12 protein-coding genes are annotated in these 16672 nt (G+C 68.0%); 3 read left to right on the forward strand and 9 right to left on the reverse strand.

Features of this window, described 5'->3' with window-relative positions; genetic code table 11:
- Positions 1–41: 41 nt before the first annotated feature.
- The 8 genes from IEY69_RS02410 to lysS all read right to left on the reverse strand — a co-directional run bounded on the left by IEY69_RS02410 (position 42) and on the right by lysS (position 10551).
- Positions 42–3491: an Ig-like domain-containing protein gene (locus tag IEY69_RS02410; protein WP_189071545.1), complete on the reverse strand. Its 3450-nt coding sequence runs from the start codon at positions 3489–3491 to the stop codon at positions 42–44.
- Positions 3377–4075: a redox-sensing transcriptional repressor Rex gene (locus tag IEY69_RS02415; protein WP_189071546.1), complete on the reverse strand. Its 699-nt coding sequence runs from the start codon at positions 4073–4075 to the stop codon at positions 3377–3379. The genes IEY69_RS02410 and IEY69_RS02415 overlap by 115 nt, the downstream gene beginning before the upstream one ends.
- 2 nt (positions 4076–4077) lie before the next feature.
- Positions 4078–5109 carry an SPOR domain-containing protein gene (locus IEY69_RS02420; protein ID WP_189071547.1) on the reverse strand — a complete coding sequence of 344 codons (1032 nt, stop codon included), beginning with the start codon at positions 5107–5109 and terminating at the stop codon, positions 4078–4080.
- Entirely contained in the window at positions 5106–6698 is a 1593-nt protein-coding gene (locus tag IEY69_RS02425) for a tetratricopeptide repeat protein (RefSeq protein ID WP_229783567.1), read from the reverse strand. Before IEY69_RS02425 ends, IEY69_RS02420 begins: the two co-directional genes overlap by 4 nt.
- A gap of 113 nt (positions 6699–6811) precedes the next feature.
- The gene (rlmN, locus tag IEY69_RS02430; protein ID WP_189071548.1) at positions 6812–7843 is read right to left on the reverse strand and encodes a dual-specificity RNA methyltransferase RlmN; all 1032 of its coding nucleotides are present in this window, start codon (positions 7841–7843) and stop codon (positions 6812–6814) included.
- A 55-nt stretch (positions 7844–7898) separates the two neighbouring features.
- Positions 7899–8732: a PhzF family phenazine biosynthesis protein gene (locus IEY69_RS02435; RefSeq protein WP_189071549.1), complete on the reverse strand. Its 834-nt coding sequence runs from the start codon at positions 8730–8732 to the stop codon at positions 7899–7901.
- Positions 8733–9281 carry a DUF1990 domain-containing protein gene (locus IEY69_RS02440; RefSeq protein WP_189071550.1) on the reverse strand — a complete coding sequence of 183 codons (549 nt, stop codon included), beginning with the start codon at positions 9279–9281 and terminating at the stop codon, positions 8733–8735. It lies immediately after the preceding gene.
- An 82-nt stretch (positions 9282–9363) separates the two neighbouring features.
- Complete coding sequence (gene lysS / locus IEY69_RS02445; protein WP_189071551.1) at positions 9364–10551, reverse strand: homocitrate synthase; 1188 nt, start codon at positions 10549–10551, stop codon at positions 9364–9366.
- A 154-nt stretch (positions 10552–10705) separates the two neighbouring features.
- On the opposite strand from lysS, the gene IEY69_RS02450 reads away from it, so the two are divergent.
- The gene (locus tag IEY69_RS02450; RefSeq protein WP_189071552.1) at positions 10706–12109 is read left to right on the forward strand and encodes an MATE family efflux transporter; all 1404 of its coding nucleotides are present in this window, start codon (positions 10706–10708) and stop codon (positions 12107–12109) included.
- 86 nt (positions 12110–12195) lie between these two features.
- Positions 12196–13362, forward strand: coding sequence for an amidohydrolase family protein (locus tag IEY69_RS02455; RefSeq protein ID WP_189071553.1), 1167 nt, complete (start codon positions 12196–12198; stop codon positions 13360–13362).
- 54 nt (positions 13363–13416) lie between these two features.
- On the opposite strand, the gene IEY69_RS02460 is transcribed toward IEY69_RS02455, so the two are convergent.
- Positions 13417–13872, reverse strand: a complete 456-nt coding sequence (locus tag IEY69_RS02460) for a hypothetical protein (protein WP_189071554.1) — start codon at positions 13870–13872, stop codon at positions 13417–13419.
- 162 nt (positions 13873–14034) lie between these two features.
- Here IEY69_RS02460 and secA point away from each other — a divergent pair, with 162 nt between their 5' ends.
- Positions 14035–16644: a preprotein translocase subunit SecA gene (gene secA, locus IEY69_RS02465; protein ID WP_189071555.1), complete on the forward strand. Its 2610-nt coding sequence runs from the start codon at positions 14035–14037 to the stop codon at positions 16642–16644.
- Positions 16645–16672 lie beyond the last annotated feature (28 nt).

Genomic DNA, 16672 nt, shown 5'->3' on the forward strand with positions numbered 1-16672 from the left:
CAGCGCCCTCCACCCGGAGGGCGCTGCCGTGTGTTAGCAGATTAAGGGTTACGAACGACCGAAACCGTGCTGCCCGCAACGGACGTCACGATGCCCGTTGTCATGTCTTCGATCAGCCAGACCACCTGATAGGTGCCCGGGTCTCCGAAGGCAACGGTGGACGAGACACTTCCGGTCACGTCGTTGGTGAAGCTGACACTCTTCTGAACGCCGTTCATGTACAGCACGGCGGCGACACGGCTCCGGTTGGTCATCCCCGACAGAGTCCAGGTGCCCGTGGTGTAGTTCAACTGACCACTTATGGTGCTCGGGGGTGTCGGGGAGGTCGCGGTAGAGGTGAAGTATGCGGGCCGGGCGGCACGGATGGCCGCGCGGTTGATCGTCACGGGAATGCACTGAATGTTCCGGTTCCCCTCCGTGTCCTGCACAGTTACGCGGAGGTCATACCGCTCGTTGACGTTGTTGTCCGGCACGTAGGCTGAGCCGTCAATGTCGAGATTGTTGAGCACGACGTCCCCAATGGCAATGGCAGGACTGTACCCGTAGTTCAACATGAGGACATCAACGGGTGAACGGCCCGCAACGGGAACGCTCGCGTCGCATTGCGTCGTGCCATTGAGCGTGAGGGGTCTGGTGGCATCGAACGGCCCCACCACTCGCGCCTCGACCACGGCCACTCCGGTGTTGTCGCTCACGCTGATGAGCAGTCCGGAGGAACTGTCAAGCTGACCAGGCTTCTGCGCATCCGTGATAGCCGGGAAGCGGATGGTGGACGCCGGCGGCAGCACACTGACAGTGTTGTGCGTGAAGCGGCTGCTGGTCTCCAGGGGGCGGGTGATGTTCGCGCCCGCCGGGTCAACCTGAACCTTGGTCCGCGCCCTGATGAGATACGTGTCAGCAGGAAGGGCTGCCACGTCAAACGAGGTGTTGCAGGTCAGGGAATCGACGCTGCCACTGCAGACTGTCGGGTCCGTCGGGCTGAGCGTCTGGGTGGCCACTACGATGCCACGGTAGTCCAGCAGGTCAACCTTGAAGGGCTGCGTGATGGTGTAATCGGCGCTGCGCTTGGTCAGAGTGATCTGCACGGGAACCGTTGGCGTGTTCACCGTCGCTCCGTCGCTGGGGGAAGCCACCTTGAAGTCCGGGCTGGTCAGGTTCTGGACCTGTACGTTCTTCTCACCACTGATGCCCCGCAGTCCTGATTTCGTGTAGGCGATCACCTGAAGTTTCAGGGGGCCGTTCGCGAAGCGGGTGGTGTCCACACTGAAGGTCGCTCGGGCCTGGGTCGTCACGTAGGTGCTGTTGTCCACCACGCCTTTCGCGTCGGTGATCTGCAGGATCATCCGGTCGACCTGACTGGCCGCGTCGAAGTTCCCGGACACGTTGACGCTCATGTTGCCGGCGTATGGAGCCGTGCCGACGACTTCCAGAACGGGAGTGGGGGCCTGCTCGGCAGGTGCTGTAGTCACGTTGAACGTGAAGCTCCGAGTGGTCGGAGCTGAGGTGTTGTTCGCTGCATCGGTCGCCGTGAAGGTCACGGTGTAGGTGCCCGAAACGGTGGGACTGAAAGGCGTGGAGAAGGTCGATCCAGTCTGCGTATCCAGAGCCACTGGAGCGGCGTCGTTCGGACCCTGAATGGAGGCAGAGATGCTCCTGACCGATGACAGGCTGTCGGCCGCGGTCGCGCTGATGGTGACAGGCGCGGTCGTGAAGACCTGACCCATGGTGGGGCTCGTGATCTGGATGGTGGGTGCGGTCTTGTCGATGGTCACGGTTCGACTGAGGGTCGTGGCGTTTCCGGCGGCGTCAGTGGCCGTGGCGGTCACGGTCGCTGCGCCGTCCGGGCAGGCGCTGTAATTCCAGACGCTACCGGTCAGGGTGCCGCAGGACACGGTGTAGGAGATCTGCCCGTCATTGGTGCTGGCACCCAGGGTCAGAGAACCGCTGGCGCCGACCGTGGTGGGCGGTTGCCACACAATGATGGGCGCCGTGTTGTCGACGGTCAGGGTCCTGGTGACCTCGCTGCTGTTTCCGGCGCGGTCCAGGGCAACGGCGCGCAGATTGTGGACGCCGTCCGACAGGGTGGTCGTGTCGAGGGTGAAGGTGTACGCGCCATTGACTCCGGCCGTCTGGCTGGCAAGGATCGTGCCGCCGTCGAACAGATCCACTTTGACAATGCCACTGGCGGCGCCGTCCGTTCCCTGAGGGTCGGTGGCTGTTGTCACGACGGTGATCGTGCCACGCTGAGGCGTGCTGGGCAGACCACTGAAGGTGACGCTCGGTGCCGTGCGGTCACTGGTGGTCAGATTGACACTGATGTCGGCCAGGGTGGTGCTGGTGCTCCGTCCCGTCCGGTCTGTGGCTGTAGCGCGCAGGGTGTATTTCCCATTCATCGGTGCCCAGATGACGTCGCCGGCGGCCCCTGTCACCACGCCGACCTGGGTGTAGGTCTTCCCACCGTCGCTGCTGGCCTCGACAAGGATCCGGTCCACGCCGCTGACTGCGTCGGTTCCGTTGACTCCGATCGTGATGGGGTTCTGCGTGAAGACCTGCCCCTGCTGCACCTTCGTGATCTGCACGGTGGGATTGCTGGCATCCACCGTGATCAGACGGGCAGGACTGCTGAAGCTGCGTCCGCCATCGGTGATGGTCGCCGTCACGCTCTGCTTGCTGCCATCCGTGCAGCTGCTGTCCAGAGTCCAAGTGCTGCCCTCGATCTTGCCGCAGGTGACCGTGTACACGATCTGGCTGGAGAGGTCCTGTCCGTTCCTCGTTGCTGTGGCGCGCAGGGTCACCGTGCCGCCCCCGGATACGAAATCACTGGAAGGACTCAGCCACGTGAATGTCGGTGCCGTGACCGTGCCGCCGGTCCCTCCACCTTCCGTGCTCGTGGTGGACGTGAACGTGAAGGGCAGAACGTTCTGCACACTGCCGAACTGCACGTTGACGGGCAGATTGGTGGCGCTGGGGTTCTGGCTGAGGACCTTGCTGAACAGGTCCGCCTGATTGAAGGTGGTGGTGACGCTGCGATCCGCGAAGGTGGTCCCTGGATCATTGAAATTGCAGATGGCGTTGGGATTCGCCTGTGCGGCCGCGCAGGTCAGTCCGGCGGGAAGGCTGACGGCGGGGATGGTTACGGTTTCGGTCTTTACCGTCTTGCTGGCCGGGTCGGTCCAGGTGACCGTGGCGGTATTGACGGTGACGGCCTTGCTGCCGGCCTTGTTGGTGAAAGTCACGGCGAGGGTGTCTGACAGAGCGCCGTTGGTGGCTGTGATGCTGGTGACCGTGCTTGCGGCGGTCACGGAGGAAGAACTGGGTGCGTTGCTGCCGCCACAGCCGGCAATCAGGAGCGGGAGGGTAAGAAGGGCGAGTTTCTTCATGTGGGGTCCTCCGGGGTGGGGGCGTCTTTGAGGTGGGGGTTGAGGATGTAAAAGGCGAGGCGTTTCATGCCGGCGAGGAAGTCGACGTTTTCGACGATTACGCCGCGCCACTCGTCGCTGAGGTCGGTGTGGCCCGGTCGGTCGGTGGTGCGGGGTTGGATGACGGTGGGGGCGAAGTTCAGGATACCTTTCACGCCAGCGTCTGCAAGCGATTGTGCGGCGTCCTGCGCGCGGTCGGGTGGGACGGCCAGGAAGCCCATGTCGACGGTCTGGGTCTGGGTGAAGTCACGCAGGGTGTCGAGGTGCTGGACGCGTAGCCCGCGGACCTGCGTGCCGATCAGGTCGGGGTTCACGTCGAACAGGCCGACGTACTGGAACTGGTAGTCGCTGGCGCCGGGGTAGTTGGCGATGGCCTGCCCGAGGCGGCCGACGCCGACGATGACGACGTTCCAGGTTCGGTTGAGGCCGAGGACGCGGACGAGTTCGCGTTTGAGGATGGGGACGGTGTAGCCCATGCCGCGCGTGCCGAAACGGCCGAAGTACGCGAGGTCCTTGCGGACCTGGAAGGCGGTGACACCTGCCCGTTCGGCGAGGTCGGTGCTGCTGGTGCGGCTGACGTCCTGCAACTCAAGCTGCTCAAGGATGCGCAGGTAGGTCACGAGGCGGCTGATGGCGGCGGTGGGGATTTCAGCCACGTTCAGCGGACCCGGAAGCTGTCGAGACCGTTCTCTTGGAGTCGGGTCTCAGTGCGGGTGAGGGGATCGCCGGTGTACGGGCCGACCAGCACGGTCACCTTCTTGCCAGCGGGGGCGTTCACGGTGGGGTTGTAGCCCAGGTCGCGCAGTTGCTGCACGAGGTTCTGCGCGCTGTCCAGGCGGTCGAACGCGCCGACCTGCAGGTAGGTGGGGGTGTTGCTGGTGGGCGCCGCGGCGGGTGTGGTTGCCTCGGTGGGGGGCGTATCCGTGGTGGGGGTGGCCGCAGGTGCAGCTGCCGGGCTGCCCAGGCTGGTGCCGCGCGGGGGGTACAGCACGGCGCCCGGTGCGGCGCGCTGCACGTCGGTGAGGGCTTGGCGCGCGGTGGTCTCGTCGGTGAAGGGACCAACCTGCGCGACCACCTGCGTCCCGAGGTCGATGGGGTAGACGGTGTAGCCGAGGGCGCTGACACCCTGCGCGGCCTGCTGGGCCGCTTCCACGCTGCTGAAGGTGCCCAGGGTGATGCGGTAGTCGCTGCGCAGCGGCGTCCGCTGCTCGCTGGTGGGAACTGCGCCGCCGGTGCGGGCGGCCGGGGTGGCCGGTGCAGCGTCGGCTGGGGTGGCGGGGTCGGTCGTGGCCGACTCGTCTGCCGTGCTGGTGGCGCTCTCCGCAGGGCTGGTCAGTGTGGGGTCGGGCGTGCCGATGGGGGCGGCGGCGATCACGGGGGCCGCTTCACTGTCCGGGGTGGTGGGCTCGGCCGCCGCTGATGCGGTGTCGGCCGGAGTGGTGCTGGCCACCGGGTCGCTGGGCGCCGGGGTGATCGGGGTGGTACTGACGGTCTCGGTGCCAGTCACTTCGGACGTGCCGGGGGCGCCGGGAATGGCGGGGGTGGTCGTGGTGGCGGCCTCGCTGGGCGTACTGACGGGAGTGGTGGCCTGGGGGCGCAGCAGCAGGGTGCCGAAGCCGCCGAGCAGCAGCAGCACCAGCGTGCCGATCATGATGTCCGGCCAGCGGCGGGGTGTGGCCGCCCGGCTCACTTCAGGGCCTCCAGGGCGCGCGTGCTGCCCAGGGCCGCGGCGGCTTTCAGCGACGTGCGCGCCTCGGTTTCCCGGGCCTGGGCGCGCTGGGCAAGGCCCAGCAGGTACCACGCCTCGGCGTTTCTGGGGTTTTCGCTGACCAGTCCGCGCAGGACCGCCTCGGCCTCGGGGTAGCGGGCCGTGGCGAGCAGGGCGCTGCCGAGGTTCACGCGGGCGGTGGGGGTGGGGTTCAGCTTGACGCTGTCTCCCAGTGCGGTGGCGGCGGCGGCGTAGTCCTTGGCCGCGTAGGCGCTCAGGCCCAGCCACAGAGCGGTGTCGGCACTGGGCGCGCGGGTCTGACTGGAGGTGAGCGCCGTGCGGGCCAGCGCGTACTGCCCCTGGCGGTAGGCGGCGACGCCCTGCACGAACAGCGCGCGCGCGAGGGTCGCGTCGTCGGGACGCAGGGTGAGGGCGCGGGCGGCGTCGGCCTGCGCCTGCGCGTTCTGCCCGAGGGTCAGGCGCACCCCGGCCAGACCGGCACGGTACGTCGCGTTCTGCGGGTCGAGTTTCACGGCGTTCTGGTAGGCGGTCAGTGCGCCGGGGCGGTCGTTTCGCCCGGCGCGCAGCTCGCCTTCGCGGGCGAACGCGGCGGCGTTCTTGGGGTCTTCGCGGGTGGCGGCCTGCGCGGCGAAGACGGCCGCGCGGGTGTCGCCGGTCTGGGTGAGGATGGCGGCCTTGCGCAGCAGCAGCGTGGCGCGTTCCTCGCCGGTCTTCACGCGGGGCGCGGCGGCGTCGAGTTCACGCAGCGCGCGGTCCGGGAGGCCCTGCGCGACGTAGATGTCGGCGAGCAGCAGCGCGGCGTCGGTTCGTTCGGGCGCGGCCTGCAGCAGGGCGTACACGCCGGGCAGCGCGGCGGCGCCCTGACCGCTGAGGGTCCGGGCCTGCGCGAGGCGGTACTGGACGTTCAGGTCCTGCGGATCGATCGTGGCGATGCCGGCCAGGGTGGTGGTCAGTCCGGTGAAGTCCGCCTTCCGCGTCTGCTCGGCCGCCAGGGCTTCAAGCACCTGGCGCTGTTCGGCCGGGCCGGCCTGGTCTTTCATCAGGTCGGCTGCTTGTGTGTAGAACTTCAGTGCCTCGTCGTGACGGCCGCCGCGGGTGGCAAGGACCCCCAGGTTGTACGGGCCCTCGAAACGGTCCGGGGCGAGAACCGTGAACTGCTGCAGTTCGAACGCGGCGCCCCGGTCGTCGTTCTGCGCGAACAGGGTGAGGGCCAGGCCGAAGTGCGGGGCGGGGTTGGTGTAGTTCTGCGTGACCAGCTGTTCGTACAGGCGGCGGGCGGTGGGCAGGTTGCCCGCCTGGTACGCCGCGCGGGCCTGGTCCAGCAGGGCCTGCTGGTCGGCCGTGAGGGGCGTGACGACCGGTGCGGGGGCCGACGTGGTCGTGCCGGCCGGCTGGGTGGGGAGATTGATGGTCGGCAGGCTGGGCGTTCCGGCGGACTGCAGGGTGTTCTGCACGCCGATGGTGGTGGCCGTTTCGAGCATGGTCTGTGCCGCACCATGGGAAACGAGGGCCAGGGTGAGTCCCAGCAGAACGGTACGTGTATGTGTCACCTTATTGGCCTCCTGATGTTTCGGAAACGCCTGTAGCGTAGCATTAACCTGTCTCCTAACCCTTACTCATCTGACTGCCCGAACGGTCGCCGTTCAGCCCCCGACAGCGTGCGTCAGGCGGCGCCGCTGGCTGCCCCTGGCCGCTTCAGGGCCAGCTGTCCGCAGGCCGCTCCGGCGTCCCGTCCGCGCGACCGGCGCACGCTGACGTCCACACCCCGAGCTTCCAGCAGGTCGTAGAACGCCTGGATCTGCTCCTCGGTGCTGCTCTCGAAATTCGATCCGGGCCACGGGTTCATGGGAATCAGGTTCACGTGACTGACCAGCCCGCGCAACAGCTCGGCCAGCAGTTCCGCCTGCCAGAGGTGGTCGTTGATGTCGCGCAGCATGGTGTACTCCATGGTGATGCGCCGACCCGTGACGTCCTGGTACTCGCGGGCGGCGGTCATGATCTCCTCGATGGAGTTCACCTGACCGGTCGGGATGATCTTCCGGCGGGTCTCCTCGTCCGGGGCGTGCAGGCTGATGGCCAGCTTGATGCCCAGGTCGTCCTCGGCCGCCAGTCGCTTGATGCCCCTGGCGATGCCCACGGTGGACAGTGTCACGCGGCGTTTGCTCATGCCCAGCGCGTCCGGGTGCAGCAGGATGCGCGCGGCGAGCATGGTGTGGTCGTAGTTCAGCATGGCCTCGCCCATGCCCATGAACACCAGATTGCGGATCTCGCGCGGGGCGATGCCCTCGCCGCCCGCGACGGCCAGCACCTGCCCGACGATCTCACCGGGCGTCAGGTTCCGGCCGAAGCCCATCGCGCCCGTCGCGCAGAACGCGCAGCGGGCCGGGCAGCCCACCATGGTGGACACGCAGATGGTCTTGCGGTCCAGGTACGGCATGTACACCGCTTCCATCTGGCGGCCGTCCTGCAGGGTAAAGAGGTACTTGACGCTGCCATCGGTGCTGCGAACCGTCTCGATCAGCTTGAAGGGGTTCAGCAGATAGGTGTCCTCCAGCTGCTGCCGGGTGGGGGCAGGCAGGTTGGTCATCGCGCCGAAGGTGCCGACGCCCTGCCCGTACACCCAGTCGAGCAGCTGCCGACGCCGGAAGCCCTCCAGGGGGTAGGCGTCGGGGTGAAGGTCGAGTAACAGCTCCATGTGCCCAGTCTAAAGGCCGGCCCCCCTCCGCACCGTGAGCGTCTTCATGCGGTGCTCAGTCACCCGTGGCGGTGATCACGGCGTTTCCCCCCACCCAGACCTCCACTCCGCCGTGCAGCGGTGCGAACTGCGCGGTCAGTCGGGCAGGCTGACCGGGGCGGCGCTGCGCCGCGCGGAGCAGGTTCACGTCCTCCGGGAGCTGCCCGCGCCCGCCCAGCACGCCCACAAGGCAGGCGAGCATGTTGCTGCTCGCGGCGTCCTCGGTGAAACCCTTCAGAGGGCCGAACGCACGGAAGCTCACGTCCACGCGGCCCGGTCCGCCCAGGGTGTACAGCACCAGCCCGGTCGTGACGGTCGCGCGGTTCACGGCACTGATCGCCGCGTCGTCCGGCGTGAAGGCCTCCAGCGCGGCAAGGGTCGGCACCTCCACGATCAGGTTCGGGCGGCCTGTGCTGCCCACCCACGCGGCCCGCCCCGCCAGCCCGACGGGGGAGAGGTCCGCCTGCACCTCGCGCGCCGTCGCGAGGCCCTGGCGCAGCACCCACTCGCCGCCGCACAGCTGAGCACTCTGGACCTCGCCTCCGGCTTCCGGGTCGCCCTGCGTGACCTCCACGACGTCCAGCAGGCCCACCTGCGCCTGCACGGCACTCAGCGCGGCAATGGCGGCGCTGTCGCTGCTGCCCTTCTCCCGCGAGGGCGTGAACACCCGCAGCCGCAGCCCGGTCGGGTCGGCGCCCTGCACGAACACGTTCAGCGGCGCACCGGACGCGGCGGCCCGCGCCTGCTCGTCGCCGCCCTGCAGGAACACCGCCACGCGCTTGCCGCCCGACCCGCCGTCGGACAGGGCGCGGAACAGGAGGGGAACGGCCAGGGGGTCGGGCGTGTTCATTCAGGCATTCTGCGCGACCGCCGAGCGCGCGATGGCCCGCAGGTATTGACGGGTCGCCCGTCCCTGCAGCCACGCCAGCGCCGGACGCACCAGCCGCAGCGGGGGCCACCCCGGCTGGCTGACCGCCCGAACCGTGAACGTCACGCGGTCGTCGGCGTGCCACTCGATCAGGAAGGTCTCTGCGCCCCGCTCGGGGTGGCCGGGCAGCGTGGCGTACGTGAAGCCCTGGCGGCGCGGCCCGTCGATCACGTCCGTCACGCGGTCGCAGAACGCCAGCGCCAGTGGACTGAAGCGCCCCGCCTGCACCTGAATCACGACCGTCTGCCCCGGCGCGGGCGGCTCGTCCGCCGGGTGCACCCGCAGCCACCATGAGCGGTGCGTGTCCCAGCGGCGCAGGGCGGCCGCCGCGCGCCGGAAGGCCCCCTCGCCCCGACCGACCTCCACGACCTCGTGACTGAGGTCGCCGGACGTCACGGCGTTCGTGGACAGCGGCTGATACCGCGTCCGCAGGCGCTCCAGGTTCCGGACGGTCGGCACGATCAGCGGCATCCCCGTCACGGTATGCCCCCCAGATCCGTCTCGGCAGGTCAGATGACCACCCAGCGCTCACAGCCCAGCGCTCAGGTCCCCCTTACGCGCTGACCCACTCGCGCAGCACCTGTTCCAGGTGGGCGTCGTCCAGTTCGTCCTGCTCGGCCAGCGCCTTGATGTGGTCCGTGACGCGCCGCAGGGCGTCCTCACCGTAGTGGAGGCCGAGTTCGCGGGCCTTGTACGCGATGGCGTGCTTGCCCGTGACCTTGCTCGCCGCCTGGATGCGGCGGCCCACGCCGAACACGCCGGGGGGGATGGCCTCGTACGCGCCGGGGTTCAGGTAGATGGCCTTCAGGTGCATGCCAGCCTTGTGGTTGTATGCGAACTCGCCTGTCAGGTAGTTGTTCCAGGGAATCGGGAGGTCCACCATGCGGGCGATCATGCGGTCCAGTTCCGGCAGCAGGTCGAGGTTGTACTTGTCGATCAGGCCCTGCGGGTCGAAGGTGAACATGCGGGCCAGGAAGCCGCCGAGCGGCGTGATGCCGTTACGTTCCCCGATCCCGAGGATGGTCGTGTCGATGTGGGTGGCGCCCGCCTCGATGGCCTCGTAGGCGTTGCTGACGGCGCAGCCCGTGTCGTTGTGCCCGTGGAATTCGATGCCGCACTCGGCGTGGATGACCTTGCGGACCTCGCGAACCAGCGTGTATACCTGCCGGGGCGTGGCGACGCCCACGGTGTCGGCCAGGCCCACGCGGTGCACGCCCAGATCCGAGACGGCCTTGTAGACGGCCATCAGGTCGGCTTCCTCGCTGCGGAAGGTGTCCTCGGCGCTGAAGCGGATCTGGAGGTCCGGGTGGTTGGTCTTGATCCAGCTGATGACCTGCTGCGCCGTGTCGATGATCTGCCCGATGTTCTTCCCGTGGCTGAATTCCCGCAGGAACGAACTCGTGCCGAACAGCAGGTCCAGGCCGTCCACGCCGGTGTCCACGGCGCGCTGCACGTCGTCCATGTGGCAGCGGACGTGCGTGAGGAACTTGGCCTTCAGGCCCAGGCCCGTCAGGCGGCGGATGTCCGCGTGCGTCTGCGCGCTGACCATCGGGGTGGTGACCTCGATGAATTCCACGCCGAAGGCGTCCAGCGCGCGGGCGATCTCGATCTTGTCGCCCTGTTTGAAGTTCCCGCGTGCGAACTGCTCGCCCTCCCGCAGGGTGGAGTCGATGATCGCCCACGAGGTCGCGGGGATCAGGGGGGCGGGGTGGTCGGTGGTCACGCTGGGGTCCTGGGTCATGGGGGCTGCCTCTTGAGGGGCATTCTGCCTGCCCTGATTGATGAATGTCAAGAAAAATCGCAGATTGATTCACAAATGAAAAGGATGCGCCGTGGTGTCCGGACTGCGCCACCTGGCGGATGCCCCGCTGACCCGCGCCGTGTAGGGTGGGGGCATGTCAGCCGTCACGGCCCCCACCCCCCCACCAACTGAATCGATCAAGAGCCCGGCGCGCGAGATCGCCAGCATTGCCGTCCCCGTCAGCCTCGAGATGGTCATCCAGCTCGTCCTGACCTTCATCAACCAGATCATCGTCGGTACGCTCGGTGCGGTCGCCGTCGCCGCCGTCGGCCTCAGCGGCAGCCTAGGCTTCCTGTTCTTCGTCACCCTGGGCGCCCTGGGCAGCGGCACCAGCATCCTCGTCGCCCGCCGCCACGGCGCCGCCGACCGGCCCGGCGTGAACCAGACCCTCACCGTCAGTGTCGTCACCAGCGTGCTCGCCGCGGCCCTGCTGACCGTCCCGGTCGTCCTGCTCGCCGGACCCCTCCTGAGCCTCGCGGGCGGCGAGGACGCCGTCACCCGCACCGCCACCCCATACATGCAGGTCACCATGCTCGCCCTGATCCCCGGCAGCCTCGCCTGGATCCTCAGCGGCGCCCTGCGCTCCCTCGGGCACGCCCGCACCCCGCTGGTCGCCACCGTCATCACCGTGATCATCGAGAGTCTCCTCGCGTACGGTCTCGTGTTCGGCGTCGGGCCCCTCCCGCAACTCGGCGTGGTCGGCGCCGCCTGGGCCATCGTCATCGCCAACACCCTGAAAGTCGCGCTCCTCGGCTACCAGATTTACGGCCCCCGCCACCTCGCCGCGCTGACCCTCCCTGCCCAGGGCGCGTGGCGGTCCATCGCCGCGCCCCTGCTGACCATCAGCGCCCCCATCGCCTTCACCGAATTCGCCTGGAGCCTCGGCGGCTTCATGTACGCCGCCGTGTACGCCCGCGTCGGCACCGCCGCCCTGGCCGCCAGCCAGATCGTCGGCACCCTCGAAGGCATCTTCATCGTCGGCTCGTTCGGCCTGATGAGCGCCGCCACCGTCTTCATCGGCCGCGCCCTGGGCGCCGGGGACGCCGCCGCCGCGCAGGTGTGGCTGCGGCGCATCAGCCGCGCCGGACTCGCCACCGGACTGGGCTTCGGCCTGCTGTTCGCCCTGAGCGCCCTGATCGTCCCCGCGCTGTTCCCGCGGGTCGGCAGCGACGTGCACCACATCGCATTGATCGGCATCCTGATCAGCGCCGTCTTCCAGATCTTCAAGGTCCGGAACATGATCATCGGCGGTGGCGTCCTCCCCGGCGCCGCCGACGGCAAGGGCGTCATCATCGGCGACGTCATCGGCGCGTTCGTCGTCGGCCTGCCCCTCGCCATCGGCCTGGGCCTCTACTCCCCGCTGGGCGTCTGGGGTGTATTCCTCGCGCGCGGCGCGGAAGAAGTCGTGAAGGTCCTGATCTTCGAATGGCGGCGCCGCCGCATCGACTGGGAAAAACTCGCCCGCGACCAGCAGGGCCAGGACATCGCCGCCCACTGAATCTGGCTCAATCTGCGCCGCGCCGCCGTGTCCTGAACGCGCGGCGCGGTCCGTCTGTCCCGCACGCGCGGCGTAGCATGGCGCGCATGACCCAAATCGACCCGCACACGCCCCGCCTGCTCACCTGCGACGTGCTGTACACCGGCATGGGCGGCGCGCAGAGTCCCGGCGGGGTGGTCGTGGTGGGCGGGACGGTGGCGGCGACCGGGCATCCGGACGCGCTGCGCGCCGCGTACCCCCACGCGCGCGAGGAACGCGCCGGGCCGGTGATCGCGCCGCCGCCCGTGAACGCCCACACGCACCTGGACATGAGCACGTACGAGTTCACGGCCCTGCCGTACTTCCGCTGGATTCCCGAGGTGGTCGTGCCGCAGCGCGAGAAACGCAGCGCCGAGGCCGCCCGGCATGGTGCGGACACCCTGGCCGGGCTGGGTGCGGGGGGCGTGGGCGACATCGTGTACATGCACGCCCCGGACGTGATGGACACCCTGCTGCCCCGCGAGGACCTGAGCGGCGTCCTGTACTCCGAGGTGCTTGGTACCTTCCCCGAGAAGGCCGACGAGATCTTCCGCACCGTGCGCGAGCGGATCGAAGGCTGGCGTGCGCAGGAGCGTCCCGGCGGGCCGCGCGTGGGCCTGTCCCCGCACACGCCGCACACCGTCAGCCACCGCCTGATGCGCCTGCTGTGCGACTACGCCGCCGGGGAGGGCATCCCCCTCCAGATTCACGTGGCCGAGCACCCCGCCGAGCACGACCTGTACACGCGAGGCGGCGGCCCGATCTGGGAGAACCGGCTGGCGCCCTTCTACCCCGAGACCTTCGCGGACGTGATCGGGCGGGCACCGGAGGAGGGGCTGACCCCGGTGCGGTACCTGGACGAACTGGGCGTCCTGAACGCGAAGCCCACCCTGATTCACATGGTGAACGTCACCCCGGACGACATCGCACGCGTCGCGCGGGCCGGGAGTGCCGTCGTGACCTGCCCTCGCAGCAACCACCATCTGGAGTGCGGCGTGTTCCCCTGGGCGGCGTTCGCGGCGGCCGGGGTGGAGGTCGCGCTGGGCACCGATTCCGTCGCCAGCGGCGGCAGTCTCGACGTGCGCGAGGACGTCACCTTCGCGCAGCAGGTCCATGCCGGGCTTGACCCGCGCGTGATCGTCCGAGCCGCCGTGAAGGGCGGGCACCGCGTCCTGGGCACCCGTGCGCCCTTCATCCGCCGGGGCGAGGCCTGGGACGACCGCTACCGCTGGTGACCGGACAGGGGAGGAGGCGACCGGCTGAGTACACGGTCGCCCCCTCCTGAATGGTCAGTTACTGACGGCGGAGCACGTGCCGGTCGCGGTGCGGCCCCCGGTCTTCAGGGTCAGCTCTCCCTGGTACGGCTGAGCGAGAAGTGAGGAGATCCGGCAGGAGTACGTCGCGCCGTTCTCCGCGATCCAGTCGAAGCGGACGGTGCGGCGGTTGCCGTCATACGTGGCAACCGTGAACCCCGCACGGCCCGTGCTGAACGCGTCGGCCTGGTCGCGGCCGTTCACGCTGGCGGTGCCGTCCGCGACGTCCAGCAGATCCGTGATGTTCACGGCCTGCGTCACGGTGCGGCCGTCGACCGGTCCGCTGATGGTCCAGGTCTGGCCCACGATCAGCGGACCGGCCGAGCGGGGCTTGGGCCCGTCACTCTCCGAGTTGGCGAGGAGGGAAGCCAGAGGCGCGCAGGCTCCCAGCAGCGGCAGGGTCAGCAGCGCGGGCAGGACTTTCAGATTCATGCGCGCAGCATACGGGCCGCGCATGAGCGCTCTGCGCCGACCCTTCACCCGGTGTGGAGCGGACGTTCATGCTCCCTGAGTGAAAACCGCTCAAGTTGCTTATGTGCCCCTCACTGAAATCACGCCGCGCCCGGCCCGGCCCGCGCGTTATACTCGCTTGTCATGTTCCGTGTCCTGAACAAAATGTTCGATAACAACCAGCGCGACGTTGCGCAGATCATCAAGACGATCGTGCAACCCGTGAACGCGCTGGAAGAAGAGACCCAGAAGGTCGAAGATCTCGCCGCTGCTTTCATGGATCTGCGCCGCCGCGTCACCGAAGGCGGCGAGAGCCTCGACGACGTGGTCATCCCCGCCTTCGCCCTGATCCGCGAAGCGGGCCGCCGCTCCATCGGCAAGCGCCACTACGACGTGCAGCTCATCGGCGGTTACGCCCTGCACAAGGGCCGCATCGCCGAGATGCGCACCGGCGAAGGCAAGACCCTCGTCGCCACCCTCGCTCTGGCCCTGAACGCCCTCCAGGGCCGCGGCTGCCACCTCGTCACCGTGAACGATTACCTCGCCCGCGTCGGCATGGAGGAAATGAGCCTGCTGTACCGCACGCTCGGCCTCACCGTGGGCCTCGCCAGCCGCGAGATGCAACCCCACCAGAAGCAGGCCGCGTACGCCTGCGACATCACCTACGTCACCAATAGCGAACTCGGCTTCGACTACCTGCGCGACAACATGGCCCAGAGCCGCGAGGCCCTCGCCCTGCGCGCCGATCACCCCCTGAACTTCGCCATCGTGGACGAGGTCGACTCCATCCTCATCGACGAAGCCCGCACGCCCCTGATCATCAGCGGCGCGGCCGAGAAAGCCACCGACCTCTACTACGTGTACGCCAAACTCATCCGCCGCCTCCAGAAGGGCGAACCCGCCGAGCCCGGCGTCCGCACCGAACCCACCGGCGACTACACCATCGACGAGAAGGGCAAACAGGTGCACATCACGGAAGGCGGCATCAGCAAGATCGAACGTCTGCTGTCCCTGAGCGACCTGTACAGCCCCGACAACATGGACAAGGCGCACATGATCACCCAGGCGATCCGCGCGCGCGAACTGTACCACCGCGAGAAGGACTACATCGTCAACGCCGAGGGCGAAGTCATCATCATCGACGAATTCACCGGGCGCAGCATGCCCGGCCGCCGCTACGGCGAGGGCCTCCACCAGGCCATCGAAGCCAAGGAAGGCGTGAAGATCGAGAACGAGAACCAGACGCTCGCCACGATCACCTACCAGAACTTCTTCCGCCTGTACAACAAGTTCGCGGGCATGACCGGCACCGCCAAGACCGAGGAGAAGGAATTCCTCGACATCTACGGCAGCGACGTCCTCGTGATCCCCACCAACCGCGGCGTGCAGCGCAAGGACAGCGAGGACCTCGTCTACCGCAGCAAGATGGGCAAGTACAACGCCGTCGTGCAGGAAGTCAAGGAAATGCACGCCACCGGCCGCCCCGTCCTGATCGGCACCGCCAGCATCGTCACCAGCGAACAGCTCAGCGACCTCCTGACGCAGGCGGGCATCCAGCACAGCGTCCTGAACGCCAAGTTCGAGGCGCAGGAAGCCAGCATCGTCGCGCAGGCCGGCCGCAGCAGCACCGTCACCATCGCCACCAACATGGCCGGCCGCGGCACCGACATCATGCTCGGCGGGAACGCCGAATTCATCCTCGGCGAGGCCATCGAGCAGCAGCTGGGCCTGAGCCGCTACGCCCCGGAAGTCGAGAACTTCATCAAGGCCATCAGCCGCCAGGACCCGGACGCCATGCAGATCGGCCTGCAGATCCCCGGTATGAACGCCGACTTCATCGGGCAGGCCATCCAACTCCAGGCGGACACCCTCACGGATCGTCAGCGCGTCAAGGACCTCGGCGGACTGCACATCATCGGCACTGAACGCCACGAGAGCCGCCGCATCGACAACCAGCTGCGCGGCCGCGCCGGACGCCAGGGCGACCCCGGCAGCAGCCGTTTCTACGTCAGCTTCGAAGACGACCTGATGCGCCTCTTCGCCAACGACCGCGTCGTCGCCATGATGGACCGCCTCGGCATGGACGACACCCAACCCATCGAAGCCAAGATGGTCACCGGCGCCATCGAAAAAGCCCAGGCCCGCGTCGAAGACCGCAACTTCAGCACCCGCAAACAACTCCTCGAATTCGACAATGTCATGAGCAAACAACGCGACACCGTCTACGCCCAGCGCCGCGAAGTGCTCCTCGGACCAGACGCCGACGTCGAAGAAAGCACCGAAGGCATGATCGCCGACTTCGTCGACCACCAGCTCGCCACGCACCTCCCCATCGACCAGAACCACGAAAGCTGGGACATCGACGGCCTGCGCGCCGCCGTCACCGACGCCGTCCCCCCCCTCGAAGGCTTCGACTTCGAAAGCCTGCGCAGCAAAACCCCAGCCGAAGCGCAGGACACCCTCCTCGCCGCCGTCGCCGACGCCTTCGACACCCGCAAAGAAGAACTCAGCCCCACCATGATGAACAGCCTGTCACGCTACGTCATCCTGCAGGTCGTCGACCAGCTCTGGAAGGAACACCTCCACGGCATGGACGTCCTCCGCCAGGGCATCGGCCTGCGCGGCTACGGCCAGCGCGACCCCTTCACCGAATACAAATTCGAAGCCACCACCATGTTCAACGACATGATCGACACACTCAAAGCCGACGTCACTAAATTCGTCTTCAGAATGCAGTTCGGACAGGCCGGATAAGACAGAGAACAAAACGAGGCGCGCACTC

The sequence above is a fragment of the Deinococcus sedimenti genome (assembly GCF_014648135.1).
Classification (GTDB): domain Bacteria; phylum Deinococcota; class Deinococci; order Deinococcales; family Deinococcaceae; genus Deinococcus; species Deinococcus sedimenti.